Raw genomic sequence first — 15388 nt, forward strand, 5'->3', positions numbered from 1 at the left:
CTGCCCTAGGCTTTCCCGTCATGAGCAGTGCCGCCGCGTTCTCGTACGCCCCCTTGCTGCCGACCGGTCCGGACCAGACGGAGTACCGCCTGGTCACCGACGAGGGCGTCGATGTCGTCAACGGCCCGGGTGGCCGTCGTTTCCTCACCGTGGAGCCGGCCGCGCTGACCGCGCTGACCGCCGAGGCGATGCACGACATCGCCCACTTCCTGCGCCCCGCGCACCTGGCCCAGCTCCGGTCGATCATCGACGACCCGGCCGCCTCGCCGAACGACCGGTTCGTCGCGCTCGACCTGCTGCGCAACGCCAACATCGCCGCCGGCGGCGTGCTACCGATGTGCCAGGACACCGGCACCGCGATCGTGATGGGCAAGCGCGGCCGGCACGTGCTCACCGACGGCGCCGACGCCGAGGCGATCTCGCGCGGTGTCTACCAGGCGTACACCCGGCTCAACCTGCGCTACTCGCAGCTCGCCCCGCTGACCATGTGGGACGAGCGGAACACCGGCAGCAACCTGCCGGCCCAGGTGGAGCTCTACGCCGAGGACCCGGACGGGCACCCGGACGCCTACAAGTTCCTCTTCATGGCCAAGGGCGGCGGCTCGGCCAACAAGTCCTACCTCTACCAGGAGACCAAGGCGCTGTTGAATCCGACGCGGATGATGCAGTTCCTGGAGGAGAAGCTGCGGCTCATCGGCACCGCGGCCTGCCCGCCGTACCACCTGGCCATCGTCATCGGCGGCACCTCCGCCGAGTACGCCCTGAAGACCGCCAAGTACGCCTCGGCCAAGTACCTCGACGCGCTGCCCACCGCCGGCTCGATGACCGCGCACGGCTTCCGTGACCTGGAGCTGGAGGCGGAGGTGCTGGAGCTGACCCGCAACTTCGGCATCGGCGCGCAGTTCGGCGGCCGGTACTTCTGCCACGACGTGCGGGTCGTCCGGCTGCCCCGGCACGGCGCCTCCTGCCCGGTGGCGATCGCCGTCTCCTGCTCCGCCGACCGACAGGCGGTCGCCAAGATCACGCCGTCCGGGGTCTGGCTGGAGCGGCTGGAGACCGACCCGGCCCGGTTCCTGCCCGACGTCACCGATGAGACGCTGGACGCCGAGATGGTCGTCAAGGTCGACCTCAACCGGCCGATGGACGAGATCCGCGCCGAGCTGGCGAAGTACCCGGTGAAGACCCGGCTGTCGCTGACCGGCCCGCTGGTCGTCGCCCGGGACATCGCCCACGCGAAGATCGCCGAGCGGCTGGACGCGGGCGAGCCGATGCCGCAGTACCTGCGCGACCACGCCGTCTACTACGCCGGCCCGGCAAAGACCCCGGAGGGCTACGCCTCCGGCTCGTTCGGCCCGACCACCGCCGGCCGGATGGACGCCTACGTGGAGAAGTTCCAGGCCGCCGGCGGCTCCCAGGTGATGCTCGCCAAGGGCAACCGCTCGGCCCAGGTCACCCGCTCCTGCCAGCAGCACGGCGGCTTCTACCTCGGCTCGATCGGCGGCCCGGCGGCCCGGCTCGCCCAGGACTGCATCAAGCACGTCGAGGTGCTCGAATACCCGGAGCTGGGCATGGAGGCGGTCTGGAAGATCCAGGTCGAGGACTTCCCGGCGTTCATCGTGGTCGACGACAAGGGCAACGACTTCTTCGCCGAGGTCACCAAGCCGGTGCTGACCGTCGGTCGCCGCTGAGCTTCGACGTACGCGAAAGGGGCGCCGGGTGGGATCCCACCCGGCGCCCCTTCGTCGTGCCGCCGGTCAGCCCTGGTCGATCCAGATGCTGTAGTAGGCCGAGCCGGAGGTCACCCCGCTCGCGGTGCGGCTGCGCACGGTCAGGTCATGGCTGTACGCCGACTCGGCGGTCCAGGTGACCCGGGCCGTGCCCGCCGCGTCGGCCGGCACGGTGCGCTCCGGCCCCCCGTCGAAGGAGTAGACGAACTCGGTGGTGCCGGGGAGCTGGGCGGTGAAGAGGAAGTCACCGGTCTGGCCGACCGTTGCGCTGCCGCCCCAGACGAAGACGTCCGAGGAGACCATCGGGCTCAGCGGGTCCACCTGGAACGAGTAGAAGTCCGGGTCGGTGGTCACCCCGTCCGCCGTCCGGGCCCGCACCTGAAGCTCCATCCAACCGCCCCACATCTCGTCGAGGCTGCTCGGCGTCCACTGGATGGTGGCCGTGCCGTCCGGTCCCGCCTCGACGGTCCGCTCCGGCTCGCCACGGAAGGTGTAGACGTACGACGTGATCCCGGCGCTGTCCGGGTGCGGGCGGAAGGTGAAGGTGCCGGGCACACCTGGGCCGCCCCCGGTCGCGTTGCGCGGGTAGACGGTGGACTCGGCGACCGGGGCACGCGAGGCCACCTCGAACGACAGATCGGCGGTTGCCGACTCGACGCCGTCCGCGGTCCGGCTGAACACCTGCATGGAGTGGTAGTACGCCGACTCCGGGGTGTAGCTGAGCGTCGCGGAGCCGTCCTCGCCCGCCGGCACGGTCTTCTGCTCACCCCAGTTGAACGAGTAGACGTACTCGGTCACGCCGTCCATCCCGGGCTTGAGGACGAAACTGCCCTTCGTGCCGACCGGTGCGCCGACCGAGCCGTCCAGCGGCCACTGCGCCGAGCTGACCAGCGGCTCGGTCCGGACGTAGAAGTTGACTGCGGCGTCGCCGGAGACCAGCCCGCCTCCGGTGCGGCTGCGGACGTGCAGGGTGTTCCACGCGGTGGTCGGGGTCACCGAGGCCGTGGCCCGACCCTCGCCGTCGGCGGTCACCGTGTGCTCCGGCCCGTCGTTGAGCTGCCAGACGTACTCCACCACGTCCGTCATGTTCGGCGCGAAGGTGAATGTGCGGGCTTGACCCAGCCGCCCGTCCGGGTTGCCGTCGGTGACCGTCGGCGCGGTGTTGCGCACGACGAACTCGTAGACGGTGTCGGGGGAACGGTTGCCGGTCCTGTCCACGGTCTGCACGTACAGCCGGGTCGGCCCGTCCCGCTCCGGGGTGATCGAGACGGTCGCCGTGCCCGGCCCGTCGGCGGCGACATACGTGGTCGCGCCCCAGAAGCCGTAGCGGAAGCCCGCGAGGTCGTCGGCCTTGGCGGTGAAGGTGAACCGGCCGGGGATGCCGACCCCGCCGTGCCCGGGCCAGTTCCAGCCGGAGGGGTAGTCGGTCGAGGTGACCGTGGGCACCGGCGGGACCTTCGTGTCGACGGTGAACCGGCACTCCGGCGACCAGCCGGAGGCGGCGCGCTCGTCGGCGGCCTTGACCGCGAAGGCGTACGTGCCGCCGTCGACCATCAGCCCCGGCTGGACCGAGTACGTGAAGCGGGCGGGCGCGTACCTCGAGTACGAGGTCCACTCGGTCCGCTGCTCCGGGTGGTCGACCGGCCACCAGGCGAACGTGGCGGTGACGTGGTCGCCCGCGAAGCCGTCGGTACTGTCGGGGTCGGTCACCTCGGCGGAGAAGGTCGGCGTGGTGGTGCCGATCCGCAGCCCCTCTGCGCAGGCCAGACCGGAGACGGTGAGCTTGCCCGGCACGTCCGGCGCGGCGTTCGCGTTGAGCGAGATGCCCGGCTGCTCGATCCGCCGGCCGAAGTGCTTGCCCTCCTCGTGGTCCCCGGCCACCCGGGCCATCAGGGTGAGCGAGTCCCGCCCCTCGTCGACCGCCCGCTGCACCGCCGCGGTGACCAGCATCTCCAGGTAGCCCGCCGGGCAGCGGGTCGCCGTGGCGCCCAGGTTGCCGACCTTCTCCCGCACCGCCGGGGCGTCCGCCCAGGTCGGCGCGTCCGCCGGGGTGTCCGTACGCCACAGCTCCAGCTCGCGCGGCTTCGTGCAGTCGTCGACCGACGTCTCGCCGGTCTGGAGCTCGGCGCTGATGATCTCCTTGCCCCGGTACGGCGTGAGGTCGAAGCTGAAGTAGGCCCGGGAGGTGTGCTTGTCACCGTCGGCCACCCAGGTGCCGACCGGCAGGGCCTCGCCCGCGGCGACCGGGAAGGCCCGCGTCGGCTGGTGGACGTCGGTGTAGCTGGCGCTGGTCGGCGTGACCCAGCGGGTGAAACCGGCGGCGGCCGGCTGCCCGGTCGCCGCCAGCGCGCCCGTGGTGGTGAGCAGGGCCGCGAGGGCCGTGCTGAGAAACCGGCGCGATACGCGCCGCCGGCGTGCCGTGGACACGCCGGGGGAACCCCCGTTGAACTGCAAGGTGAAGCCTCCGAGGAGAGTGGAGAGATTTGCATGATCTTAAGTAGGTGAGTGTCCGGGGCGCGCCCGACTTTCGGTCAGCCCGCATCGACCGATGTGAGGGACCGCGGAGGGGCGATTCGCTGCGGGCGTGGGCCAGGACTCGCCGGTCGTCATCGACATCGGTGCGCCCGCCCGGATGTTCCACCCCGGGCGGGCGCACCGCCCCCGTCGGATGCGCTGGACCTCTGGCGGCGCCTCGGATTGCACCACGAGGTGCGGAACACTCTGGGTAATCTCGCGACCTCCCACACCGCCAACGGGGACATCCGACAAGGGCTGGCGTGCTACCAGGCCGCCAAGGCCATGTACCAGGGACCAGACGAGCTGGGTCAACTGAGCCACCTGCTCAACAACCTGGCCTTCGCCCACTTCTTGGCGGGGCGGTACGACGAGGCGTTGCGGGTCAGCCGCCGGCACCTGTCACTGGCGCGCCAGGTCGGCGACGCGCGCCAGGTGGCGCACGCGATCGCCCACCTCGGGATGATCCGCCAACGGCTGGGGCACGGGGAGCCGGCCCACCGGCTGCTGCGGCTGGGTCTCCGCCTCAAGCGGAGTGCCGGCAACCGGTTCGGTGAGGGGGAGATGCTCAACGAGATCGGGCTGACCGAGCGCCGGGCCGGCCGGCCGGACGCGGCTGCCGCCCTTCACCGGGAGGCGCTGGTCCTCATGATGGAGGTCGGCGACCGGATCGGGCAGTGCGGCTCGCGCAACCTGCTGGCCCGGGCACTGCTCGACCAGGGTGACGTCGCCAGCGCGCTCGACCTGCACCGCCGGGTACTCGCCGATGCCACCCGGCTCGCCGCCCGCTACGAGCAGGCGCGGGCCCTGGACGGGATGGCCCGCTGCCTGCGCGGCACCGACCGGGCCCAGGCGCGGACGTACGCCAGCCGGGCGCTGGCGCTGTTCCGTCAGATCGAGTCACCCGATCAGCAGCCGACCGCGGAGCTGCTGGCCGAGCTGGGCTGAAGCCCGACCCGCTTTCCCTGCGGGCCGCCGACCAGCGCGGCAGGATGGTACGCGTGACGACTCCAGAGGCAGCGGGTTACCGGATCGAACGCGACTCGATGGGCGAGGTGGAGGTGCCCGCCGAGGCGCTGTGGCGGGCGCAGACCCAGCGCGCGGTGCAGAACTTCCCGATCTCGGGGCGCGGCATCGAGCCGGCCCAGATCAAGGCCCTGGCCCAGATCAAGGGTGCCGCCGCGCAGGTCAACGGGGAGCTGGGCGTGATCGGCGCGGACGTCGCCGCCGCGATCGCCGCCGCCGCCGCCCACGTGGCCGACGGCGGGTACGACGACCAGTTCCCGATCGACGTGTTCCAGACCGGCTCGGGCACCTCGTCCAACATGAACACCAACGAGGTGATCGCCACCCTGGCCGGCCGCGAGCTGGGCCGGGACGTGCACCCGAACGATGACGTCAACGCCTCGCAGTCCAGCAACGACGTCTTTCCGTCCTCCATCCACCTGGCCGCCACTCAGGCCGTGGTCGAGGACCTGCTGCCCGCGCTGAAGCACCTGGCCGGCGCGCTGGAGGAGAAGGCGGCGGAGTTCGAGACGGTGGTCAAGGCCGGCCGTACCCACCTGATGGACGCCACGCCGGTCACCCTCGGGCAGGAGTTCGGCGGGTACGCCGCGCAGGTCCGCTACGGCGTGGAGCGGCTGGAGGGGGCGCTGCCCCGGCTGGCCGAGCTGCCGCTGGGCGGCACCGCCGTGGGCACCGGCATCAACACCCCGCTCGGCTTCGCCGCGAAGGTGATCGAGAAGCTGCGCGCCTCCACGGGACTGCCGCTGACCGAGGCGCGCAACCACTTCGAGGCGCAGGGCGCCCGGGACGCGCTGGTGGAGACCTCCGGGCAGCTGCGTACCGTCGCCGTCGGGCTCTACAAGATGGCCAACGACATCCGCTGGATGGGTTCCGGCCCCCGCGCCGGCCTGCGCGAGCTGCGCATCCCCGACCTCCAGCCCGGCTCGTCGATCATGCCGGGCAAGGTGAACCCGGTGGTCGCCGAGGCGATGCGGCAGGTCTGCGCGCAGGTGATCGGCAACGATGCGACGGTCGCCTTCGCCGGCTCCCAGGGCGACTTCGAGCTGAACGTGATGCTCCCGGTGATGGGCCGCAACCTGCTGGAGTCGATCCGGCTGCTGGCCGCGTCGAGCCGGCTCTTCGCCGACCGGCTGGTGGTCGGTCTGGTCGCGGACGCCGAGGTCTGCCTGGCGTACGCGGCGGGGTCGCCGTCGATCGTCACCCCGCTCAACCGCCACCTCGGGTACGACGAGGCCGCCTCGATCGCGAAGGAGGCGCTGGCGAAGCAGATCTCGATCCGCGAGGTGGTGATCGCGCGGGGCCACGTGGACTCCGGCAAGCTCAGCGAGACCCAGCTCGACGAGGCCCTCGACCTCCTCCGCATGACCCACCCCTGACCCCTGACCCCTGACCCCGTTTGCGGCGTGTTGCGGTGTCCTGGCGGTGGGACACCGCGACACGCCGCAAACGGAGTGGATCAGCGGTCTTCCGGCGTCGCCTGGCCACGGGGGACCCAGGCGAGGAAGCGTCCGAAGAGGGCCGCCGGGTCCGGTCCGTCGTGCGGGTGGAGTCGGTACAGGTCGGCGGCCGCGTCGTGCAGCACCGCGCAGAGGTAGACGCTGAGCCCGACCCGGTCGTGGGCGTACTCGGCGATGAGGGCGAGCCGGGCCGTCGCGCAGGGCCACGGCGCGGCGCAGGTCCGGCAGATCCAGAGCGGGCGCAGCGGCAGATGCGGGTGGGCCGCGCCGCTCACCACGGGCCGTGGCCGGGCCGCCCGGACGACCCCGGGGTGTGCCGCCCGGACGACGCGGAGACGAGCCGCCGGGACGAGGTTGGCGTGAGCCGGCCGGCCGGGTCTGGTGCCGGCCCCTCCGCCGGCAGAGGCGTACGCGAGGACCAGGGTTGCCAGGCGGACCGGGGCATGTGGACTCCCTACGAGGCTGAAACGGCTGCGTCGTCTCCCCCGGTCGGTGGGACCGCCCGGCCGGGGGAGCGGGCGGTCCCACACGACACCGGCGCTGCCGGAGGGTTGGCCGCGCGGTGTCGCTCTTCACAGTCTGGTGATGAACCCACTACGTTCGGAAGGGTTTGCGCCCGTTCCGAGAGGTGCCGTGTGCTTCGGTCCCGGCCGGCTGGCGCGGCGCTGGAGTCGATCATCGGGGCGCTGGAGGGCGGCTGGGATGGCGGACGGGCGGATGACGGCGACTGCCTTCCTGGTCGCCGAGCTGCGCCGGGCGCGGATGCGTCGAGGCTGGAGCCAGGACGAGTTGGCCAAGGCGGTCAGTTACTCGGCGTCGATGGTGAGCGCGGTCGAGCTGGGCCAGCAGCAACCCACGGCCAAGTACCTCGAACTGGTCGACAAGGCCCTGGATACGGGTGGCCTCTTCGGCCGGATGCTCACCGAACTGGTCAGCCTGGACAAGGCACAGGTGTGGCTACGCGGTTGGCGCGCGATCCTGGCGGAGGCGTGGGCTTTGCGCTGGTTCGACCCACTGCACGTACCGGGTCTGCTGCAGACCGAGGCATACGCGAGGGCAGTCTTCGAGTCGGACCCCCTGCTCGATCCCGATGAGATTGAGCGGCGCTTGGCCGACCGGATGAACAGCCAGGGAGTGCTCTACGCCGAACGACCTCCGCGCCTCGTCGCTGTGATGGATGAAGCGGTTCTGCGTCGACGGGTCGGTGGCCGGAAGGTGATGTGCGATCAGGCTCTCCACCTTGCCCGCCTCGCCACCGAGCACCCACTGATCCGACTTCATGTCGTCCCGTCCTCGGCGGAGGAGTACCCGGGCCTGAACGGCCCGTTCATCCTCGCCAGCCTGGCTGACGATGTGGAGCTCGCCTTCCTCGGTGGACAGATCGGCGGGCAGGAGCTGGACCGCCCGACTGATCTCATGCGCCTGCAACGGACCTGGGAGGTTACGCTCGGCGCGGCGTTGCCACCGCAGGAGTCGATCGAGCGGTTGAGGGAATTGGCGGAGTCATGGAGCTGACCGGCGCCCGATGGCGTAAGAGCCGTCGGAGTGGTTCCAACGACCAGTGTGTCGAGGTGTCGACGAATCTGCCGGGCGTCGTCGGGGTGCGGGACAGCAAGGATCCGGCTGGTCCGGTGCTCACCTTCGACCCGTACGCGTGGCGGGTCTTCGTGGCCGCGCCGCCGCGCTGAGGTGACCCTGCGCCGGTCGGGCTGCCCATGATCGGGTAGCAACTTCCGCCACCCGGCGCGGCGTGTCTTCTCGGAAATCGCGACCCGATCATGGGACTGGCCACGCGGCGGCGCGGGATATCGGTCGACCGGTTCGGGTGGGGCGCGGCATCATCCCGGCATGACCGCTGACGTGCTGCTGGAGACCGAGCGGCTGCGGCTGCGCCGGTTCACCCCCGACGACGTGGACCACCTCGTCGAGCTGGACAGTGACCCGGAGGTCATGCGCTTCCTGACCGGTGGCCGGCCGACCCCGCGCGCCACCGTGCGCGACGAGCAGTTGCCCCGGCTGCTGCGCCAGTACGACGAGCACCCCGGGCTGGGGCGTTGGGCCGCGGAGGACCGGGAGAGCGACGACTTCCTGGGCTGGTTCGCGCTCGACCCGTCCGACGACGGTAAGGAGGCGGAGCTGGGCTACCGGCTGCGCCGTGGCGCGTGGGGGCGCGGCCTGGCCACCGAGGGTTCCCGGGCGTTGATCCGGTACGCCTTCATCGAGCTGGACGTCCGGCGCATCTGGGCCGAGACGATGGCGGTGAACACCCGCTCCCGGCAGGTGATGGCGAAGTCCGGCCTGCGGTACGTGCGCACCTTCCACCTGCACTTCGACGACCCGGCCCCGGGGACCGAGCACGGCGAGGTGGAGTACGAGCTGCTCAGGAGCGAGTGGCCGCCTTCCGCGCCCGGTACGCGCTGACCGCGGCCCGGTTGCCGCAGCCCGCCTCGCAGAACCGGCGGGACCGGTTCTTCGACAGGTCGACCAGCACGTTCTCGCAGTCCGGGTGGGCGCAGATCCGCAGCCGGCCCAGCTCGCCGGCGCGGACCAGGTCGGCCAGGGCCATCGCCGCCTCGACCGCCATCCGGGTGGCCAGCGGCGCGTCCCGGGGCACCGCGTGCAGGTGGTACGGCTCGTCGTCGTGCCGGATGAGCTGCGGCAGCGCGTGGGACTCCCGGAGCAGTTCGTTGACGACGGCGACGATCTCGTCGACGTCGGCGTGCCAGATCCGGCGCAGCCGGGGGCGCAGGTCGCGTACCGCCCGCAGCTCGGCCTCGGTGTGTTCGTGCCGGCCGGTCCAGCCGTAGGTGACGACGAACCGGTCCAGCGCCGCGACGTCGGGGAGCCCTTCGTCCTCGGGGTCGTCGGTGTTGACCAGGGCGGTCGCGGCGATCAACCCACATTCGGTGTCATGGGCAAAAAGCAACTTGACTCCTGTCAGAGTCGGCCGTTAGCGTCACCAGCATAGGCGTTGTTCGGTCATGACAACCACCGGCGAGGAGAGCCCGATGCACGAACGATCCGCCGGCGCGGGCCTGGGGCTGGCCCTGCTGTCAGCCGTCACCTTCGCCACCTCGGGCACCTTCGCCCGCTCCCTGATCGACGCCGGCTGGTCGGCCGAGGCGGTCGTCGTCGCCCGGGTCGGGATCGCCGCCCTGGTGCTCGCGGTGCCGGCCGTGCTGTCGCTGCGCGGCAAGGGCGCCGTGCTGCGTCGCACCCTCGGCCCGGTGAGCGTCTTCGGCCTGCTCGGCGTCGCCACCGCCCAGGCGTGCTTCTTCAACGCCGTCCGCTACCTGCCGGTCGGCGTGGCCCTGCTGCTGGAGTACCTCGGCATCATCCTGGTGGTGGCCTGGATGTGGCTGGTGCACGGGCAGCGTCCCCGACGGCTCACCGTGGTCGGCTCGGTCGCCGCGCTGGCCGGCCTGGCCTTCGTGCTCGACGTGACCGGCACCGGCCGCCTCGACCCGGTGGGTGTGCTCTGGGGGCTCGGGGCCGGGGTGGGGCTGGCCGGCTACTTCGTGCTCGCCGCCCGGGTCGACCCCGCGCTGCCGTCGGTCGCCATGGCCAGCGGCGGCATGGCGATCGGCGCCGCGGTCCTCGCCCTGCTCGGGCTGGTCGGGGTGCTGCCGCTGCGGGCCACCTTCGGCGACGTCGAGTTCGCCGGGCAGCGCACCAGCTGGCTGGTCCCGATCGTCGGGCTGTCGCTGGTCGCCGCGGTGATCGCGTACCAGGCCGGTATCGCGGCGACCCGGATCCTCGGCGCCCGGCTGTCGTCCTTCGTCGGGCTCACCGAGGTGATGTTCGCGGTGCTCATCGCCTGGCTGGTGCTGGGCGAACTGCCCACCGTGGTGCAACTGCTCGGCGGCGCGCTGATCGTCGCCGGGGTGGCGCTGGTCCGCCTCGACGAGCTGCGCGGCGACCGGGTGGAACGGTCGGAGACCCCGGCCGAGGAACCCGCCCTGACGTGAGATGGTCGGTGCCGTGCTGACCGTGCTGGTGTTCGACGCCGACGAGACCCTGCTCGACCTGCGCCCGGCGGTCACCGGCGGCCTGGTGGCCGTACTCGAAGAAATGCGGCGGCTGACCCCGGCGGCGGCCGAGGTGTCGCTCGCGGACCTGGAGTCGGACTGGGGTGCGGTCTTCGGTGCGATGAGCGCCGCCCCGGTGCAGGAGATCCGGCGGGCCGCGCTGGCCCGCTCGCTGGCGCGGGCCGGCCTGGTGGACCGCCTCGACGAACTGGCGGCGCGCTTCTTCGCCCGGCGGTTCGCGCTGACCCGGCCCTACGCCGACGTGCTTCCCGCGCTGGCCATGCTGCGCGGCCGGTTCCGGCTGGGCTACGCCACCAACGGCAACAGCCGCGCCGAACGCTGCGGGCTCGCCGGCGAGTTCGCCTTCGAGCGGTACGCGCACGACGACGGCCTGCCGAAGAAGCCCGACCCCGGGTTCTACGCGGCGGTCATCGAGGCCGCTGGCGTGCCGGCGGAGCAGATCGCGTACGTCGGAGACTCGCCCGCCCACGACGTGGTCGGCCCGCAGCGCGCCGGCCTGCGCGGGATCTGGCTCAACCGGCTCGGCCTGCCCTGCCCGCCGGGGGTACGACCCGACGCCGAGATCACCGGCCTGGGCGCGCTCCCGGCCGCGCTGGCCGCCCTCCAGCCGGTCAAAGCCGGATAAGCGTCCATTCCGGACGGCCGTCTGGCGCAACCCGCATCGGTGTTGTCTGATGGCTGCCACGTCCCTCAACGAGAGGATCTGATGTGGTGAGCAAGCGCTTCACCGCCGGGGCCGTCGCGACCGCGGCGACCCTGGCACTCACGGTGACCGGACTGGTGGCCCCGGCCAACGCCGAGCCGACCAGCACCCGGACCTTCACCGTGGTCGCCGAGGACGGCGTCTCGGCGGACGCGGCCATCGCCGCCATCCGGTCGGCGGGCGGGACCGTGGTGTCCCGTACCGACGACGTCGGCCTGTTCCAGGTGACCAGCGACCGGGCCGACTTCGCCAGCCGGGCGACCGCCGCCGGCGAGCTGATCGGCGCCGCCGAGCAGAAGGCCATCGGCCGCAAGCCCAAGCTGGACCGGGTCGAGCAGGAACACCTGCTCACCCAGGCCAAGGGAGTCGCCAAGGGGCACGGCAAGAAGCTCGACCCGCTGGACGACAAGCTCTGGGGTCTCGACATGATCCGGGCCGACCAGGCCCGGAAGATCGAGCCGGGTGACCGTCGGGTGACCGTCGGCATCCTGGACACGGGCGTCGACGCCAGCCAGCCGGACCTCGCGCCGAACTTCAACTGGTCGCTGTCGCGCAACTTCGCGCCGGACAAGACGGACGTCGACGGCGCCTGCGAGGTGGCGAGCTGCCTCGACCCGGTCGGCACCGACGACGGCGGGCACGGCACCCACGTCGCCGGGACGATCGGCGCCGCGGCGAACGGCTTCGGCCTCTCCGGTGTCGCCCCGAAGGTCTCGCTGGTCGAGCTCAAGGGCGGCCAGGACTCCGGCTACTTCTTCCTCGACCCGGTGGTCAACGCCCTGGTGTACGCCGGTAAGGCCGGCATCGACGTGGTGAACATGTCCTTCTACGTCGACCCGTGGCTCTACAACTGCACCGCCAACCCGGCCGACTCGCCGGAGGCGCAGGCCGAGCAGCGGGCGATCATCAAGGCCATGACCCGGGCCCTGGACTACGCCCACCGCAAGGGCGTGACCCTGGTCGGCTCGCTCGGCAACAACCACGAGGACCTCGGTGCGCCCCGGACCGACGTCTCCAGCCCGGACTACGGTTCCACCCCGTACCCGCGGCCGATCGACAACAACAGCTGCTGGGACCTCCCGGTCGAGGGGCCGCACGTGATCGGCGTGTCCGCCCTCGGCCCGTCCGGCAAGAAGGCCGACTACTCCAACTACGGCACCGAGCAGATCTCCGTCTCCGCGCCGGGTGGCTGGTTCCGGGACGGCTTCGGCACCGACACCTACCGCACCGACGCCAACATGATCCTCTCCACGTACCCGAAGAAGGTGCTCCAGGAGGAGGGGTCGGTCGACGAGGACGGCAACATCGTCGCCGGTTTCGAGAACTCGGTCTTCAAGCAGTGCACGACCGACGGTGAGTGCGGGTACTACACCTACCTGCAGGGCACCTCGATGGCGTCGCCGCACGTCAGCGGCATCGCCGGCCTGATCGTCAGCAAGTTCGGCAAGAAGCAGGGCCGCAACGGCTTCGGCCTGGCGCCGGACCTGGTGGAGCGGCACCTCTACCGGACCGCCGCCGAGCACGCCTGCCCCGAGCCGCGCCTGCAGACCTACACCAACGAGGGCCGTTCGGCCGAGTTCGACGCGTACTGCGCCGGCTCGCTGAACTTCAACGGCTTCTACGGGTACGGCGTCGTCGACGCGTACGCCGCGGTGAGGAGCCCGCTCAAGCCGCACGTCCAGCCGTAACGCAGCTCCAGGGAGGGTCCGGGCGACTGCCGTCGCCCGGGCCCTCCGCCGTCCCCGTCTCCTGGGCCGCCTTTCTCCGCCCCCCGTTTGCGGCGTGTCGGGGTGTCCTGGTGGGCGGAAGGTGCGACACGCCGCAAACGGGGGCGGTCATCGCCGCCAGTCCTGGGCGGCGAGGGCGGTTCGGATCTCGCGGAGGAGCGCCGCGAAGTCGTTGCGGAGGCGGCGGGCGGTAACGTGCAGCACGATCCAGCCGGCGGCCACCAACTGGTTGAGGCGTTGTCGGTCGCGGTGCAGTTGGTCGGGGTCGGCGTGCCACTGGCCGTCGTACTCCACCGCCACCCGGAACTCCGGCCAGGCCAGGTCGGGATGCAGCACCAGGCCGGACGGCGACCGGACCGGGTGCTGGGTGACCGGCCGGGGCAGGCCGGCGAGGACCAGGCGTACCCGAAGGTGGGACTCCGGCGGCGACTGCGCTCCCGGGTCGGCCAGGTCGAACACTCGGCGGGCCCGTCGACCACCGGGGCGGTCGGCGAAGCGCTCAGCCACCTCGGCGAGGGCGCCGCGGTCGGTCAGCCCGCTGGCGAGCAACGAGTCGACGATGCCCACCGCCCGCACCGGATCCAGCCAGGCGCCCGTCTCCCAGGCGGCGACAGCCGGATGCGACCAGGGCGACATGTCGGTCGCGCGGAAGAACGGTGGGCCGCTCGGCGGGAGGCCACCGCGCGGCGTGGGCGGACCGCCGACCACCGCACCGAGCATGGGCGGGCCGCCGACCACCGCACCGAGCATGGGCGGACCGCCGACCACCGCACCGAGCATGGGCGGGCCGCCGACCACCGCACCGAGCATGGGCGGGCCGCCGATCACCGCACCCGGCGTGAGTCGTCGCCCGAGTCGGCCCGACGCGACGGTATCGCCCGCCCGTCGTGGCGCCAGCGTCGTGTGGACCCGCACGCCGCGCTGACTACGGACGCTCGTCGCCCATGGGGCGAGGACGTGGACGTCGTCGGCGAATCCCGCCGCGTGCTCGACGCCGTGCAGGTAGGCCGCCGACGGCCCGGCGAGCACCGTCCCGGCGGGCATCCGCAAGGACACTGCTCGGCAGGCCAACCCGTGGTCCCGTTCGAGGCGAGCGTCGGCGTAGACGTCGTGACGCAGTCGTACCCACGCGGAGCTGCGCAACTGGTCGGGGCTCAGCACCCCGTGCCGGACCGCGTCGGAGCCACGGAAGACCTGCCAGGCCAGCAGGCGCGGCCGGTGTGCGAGAGGAGGCATGCCGACTAGCGTGGGGACCGGGATCCGCTTCCCGACGCCCCTGTGGACAACGCGCCGCCACTCTGGCCGCCCTGTGGAGAAAGCCCGCCGGCAGGCCGGCTCTGCTATGGGCGCCGCGTGCTTGATCCACTCGATTTGCGGCGTGTTGGCGTGTCGACGCTCTGGGACACCCCGACTCGCCGCAAACGGGGAGCGACCAAGGGGGGCAGGTCAGGAGAGGGCGGCGGCGATCGACTGGGCGGCGGCGAGCACCTGCGCGCCGACGGTGTCAGCGTCCAGCGGGGCCAGCGCCACCACCCCGACGCTCGCCTCCAGGCCCGGCACCCCCAGCACCGGCGCCGCCACCCCGTACGCCCCGGGTTGGAGTTCCCCGACGGTGCTCACGGGGTCGGCCACTCCCGACCGGCCGGCGAGGATGGCCAGGCCGGCCGCCCCGCGCTCCAGCGGGTGCCGGGCACCGGTCCGGTACGCCACATGGAACGACGTCCAGCTCGGCTCGACCACCGCCAGCGCCACCCCCTCGCCGCCCTCGACCACGGTGAGGTGCGCGGTCGCGCCGGCCTGCTCGGCCAGCCGGCGCAGCGCCGGCAGCGCCCCCTCGGCGAGCAGCGGCTGGGCCCGACGGGCCAGGTGCAGCACGCCGGCCCCGAGGCGCAGCCGGCCGTCGCCGTCCCGGCGCAGCATCCCGTGCCCGGTCAGCGCCCCGACCAGCCGGTAGACGGCCGCCCGGCCGATGCCCAACCGGTTCGCCGCCTCGGTCACGGTCAGCCCGGCGGGAGCGTCGGCCACCAGGTGCAGCAGCCGCAGGCCCCGGTCCAGGGTCTGCGCCGTCTCCCCGGGCCGGCCCGCCGCCTCGCCGCCCGCCGTCCGGTCCCGCTCCGTCGCCCCGACGCCGACCCGTTCCGTCGCCCCGACGCCGTCCCGTTCCGTCGCCCCGACGCCGTCCCGT

14 protein-coding genes are annotated in these 15388 nt (G+C 72.4%); 9 read left to right on the forward strand and 5 right to left on the reverse strand.

Features of this window, described 5'->3' with window-relative positions:
• Positions 1 to 20 precede the first annotated feature (20 nt).
• Positions 21 to 1688 carry a fumarate hydratase gene (locus tag ACTMTB_RS00745; RefSeq protein ID WP_441142020.1) on the forward strand — a complete coding sequence of 556 codons (1668 nt, stop codon included), beginning with the start codon at positions 21 to 23 and terminating at the stop codon, positions 1686 to 1688.
• A gap of 66 nt (positions 1689 to 1754) precedes the next feature.
• Here the strand turns inward: ACTMTB_RS00745 and ACTMTB_RS00750 are convergent, their stop codons facing one another.
• Entirely contained in the window at positions 1755 to 4154 is a 2400-nt protein-coding gene (locus ACTMTB_RS00750; protein WP_441142021.1) for a DNRLRE domain-containing protein, read from the reverse strand.
• Between the two features lie 282 nt (positions 4155 to 4436).
• On the opposite strand from ACTMTB_RS00750, the gene ACTMTB_RS00755 reads away from it, so the two are divergent.
• Together ACTMTB_RS00755 and ACTMTB_RS00760 are read left to right on the forward strand one after the other, a co-directional pair.
• Positions 4437 to 5189: a tetratricopeptide repeat protein gene (locus tag ACTMTB_RS00755; RefSeq protein ID WP_441142022.1), complete on the forward strand. Its 753-nt coding sequence runs from the start codon at positions 4437 to 4439 to the stop codon at positions 5187 to 5189.
• A 44-nt stretch (positions 5190 to 5233) separates the two neighbouring features.
• Positions 5234 to 6643 (forward strand): class II fumarate hydratase, encoded by a 1410-nt coding sequence (locus ACTMTB_RS00760; RefSeq protein WP_441142023.1) that lies wholly within the window; start codon positions 5234 to 5236, stop codon positions 6641 to 6643.
• 80 nt (positions 6644 to 6723) lie between these two features.
• On the opposite strand, the gene ACTMTB_RS00765 is transcribed toward ACTMTB_RS00760, so the two are convergent.
• Entirely contained in the window at positions 6724 to 7002 is a 279-nt protein-coding gene (locus ACTMTB_RS00765) for a hypothetical protein (RefSeq protein WP_441142024.1), read from the reverse strand.
• Positions 7003 to 7426: 424 nt separating this feature from the next.
• On the opposite strand from ACTMTB_RS00765, the gene ACTMTB_RS00770 reads away from it, so the two are divergent.
• The 3 genes from ACTMTB_RS00770 to ACTMTB_RS00780 all read left to right on the forward strand — a co-directional run bounded on the left by ACTMTB_RS00770 (position 7427) and on the right by ACTMTB_RS00780 (position 9145).
• Positions 7427 to 8239, forward strand: a complete 813-nt coding sequence (locus tag ACTMTB_RS00770; protein ID WP_441142025.1) for a helix-turn-helix domain-containing protein — start codon at positions 7427 to 7429, stop codon at positions 8237 to 8239.
• On the forward strand, positions 8230 to 8412 hold the full coding sequence (locus ACTMTB_RS00775) for a DUF397 domain-containing protein (protein ID WP_441142026.1): 183 nt from the start codon (positions 8230 to 8232) through the stop codon (positions 8410 to 8412). The genes ACTMTB_RS00770 and ACTMTB_RS00775 overlap by 10 nt, the downstream gene beginning before the upstream one ends.
• Positions 8413 to 8572: 160 nt before the next feature.
• A complete protein-coding gene (locus ACTMTB_RS00780) occupies positions 8573 to 9145 on the forward strand; it encodes a GNAT family N-acetyltransferase (protein ID WP_441142027.1) in 573 nt (190 codons plus the stop codon).
• Here the strand turns inward: ACTMTB_RS00780 and ACTMTB_RS00785 are convergent.
• The gene (locus ACTMTB_RS00785) at positions 9105 to 9650 is read right to left on the reverse strand and encodes a CGNR zinc finger domain-containing protein (RefSeq protein ID WP_357909340.1); all 546 of its coding nucleotides are present in this window, start codon (positions 9648 to 9650) and stop codon (positions 9105 to 9107) included. The genes ACTMTB_RS00780 and ACTMTB_RS00785 overlap by 41 nt on opposite strands.
• Before the next feature lie 82 nt (positions 9651 to 9732).
• On the opposite strand from ACTMTB_RS00785, the gene ACTMTB_RS00790 reads away from it, so the two are divergent.
• The 3 genes from ACTMTB_RS00790 (at position 9733) to ACTMTB_RS00800 (ending at position 13164) form a co-directional block, all read left to right on the forward strand.
• Positions 9733 to 10692 carry an EamA family transporter gene (locus tag ACTMTB_RS00790; RefSeq protein WP_441142028.1) on the forward strand — a complete coding sequence of 320 codons (960 nt, stop codon included), beginning with the start codon at positions 9733 to 9735 and terminating at the stop codon, positions 10690 to 10692.
• Positions 10693 to 10705: 13 nt separating this feature from the next.
• Entirely contained in the window at positions 10706 to 11398 is a 693-nt protein-coding gene (locus ACTMTB_RS00795) for an HAD family hydrolase (protein ID WP_441142029.1), read from the forward strand.
• A gap of 86 nt (positions 11399 to 11484) precedes the next feature.
• Positions 11485 to 13164 (forward strand): S8 family serine peptidase, encoded by a 1680-nt coding sequence (locus ACTMTB_RS00800; RefSeq protein ID WP_441142030.1) that lies wholly within the window; start codon positions 11485 to 11487, stop codon positions 13162 to 13164.
• Positions 13165 to 13311: 147 nt separating this feature from the next.
• Here ACTMTB_RS00800 and ACTMTB_RS00805 read toward each other — a convergent pair whose 3' ends face one another.
• Positions 13312 to 14439 carry a DUF559 domain-containing protein gene (locus ACTMTB_RS00805; RefSeq protein WP_441142031.1) on the reverse strand — a complete coding sequence of 376 codons (1128 nt, stop codon included), beginning with the start codon at positions 14437 to 14439 and terminating at the stop codon, positions 13312 to 13314.
• A 210-nt stretch (positions 14440 to 14649) separates the two neighbouring features.
• Entirely contained in the window at positions 14650 to 15258 is a 609-nt protein-coding gene (locus ACTMTB_RS00810) for an IclR family transcriptional regulator (RefSeq protein ID WP_441142598.1), read from the reverse strand.
• Positions 15259 to 15388: the final 130 nt, after the last annotated feature.

This window comes from Micromonospora sp. L32 (assembly GCF_052068055.1).
Lineage (GTDB): Bacteria > Actinomycetota > Actinomycetes > Mycobacteriales > Micromonosporaceae > Micromonospora > Micromonospora purpureochromogenes.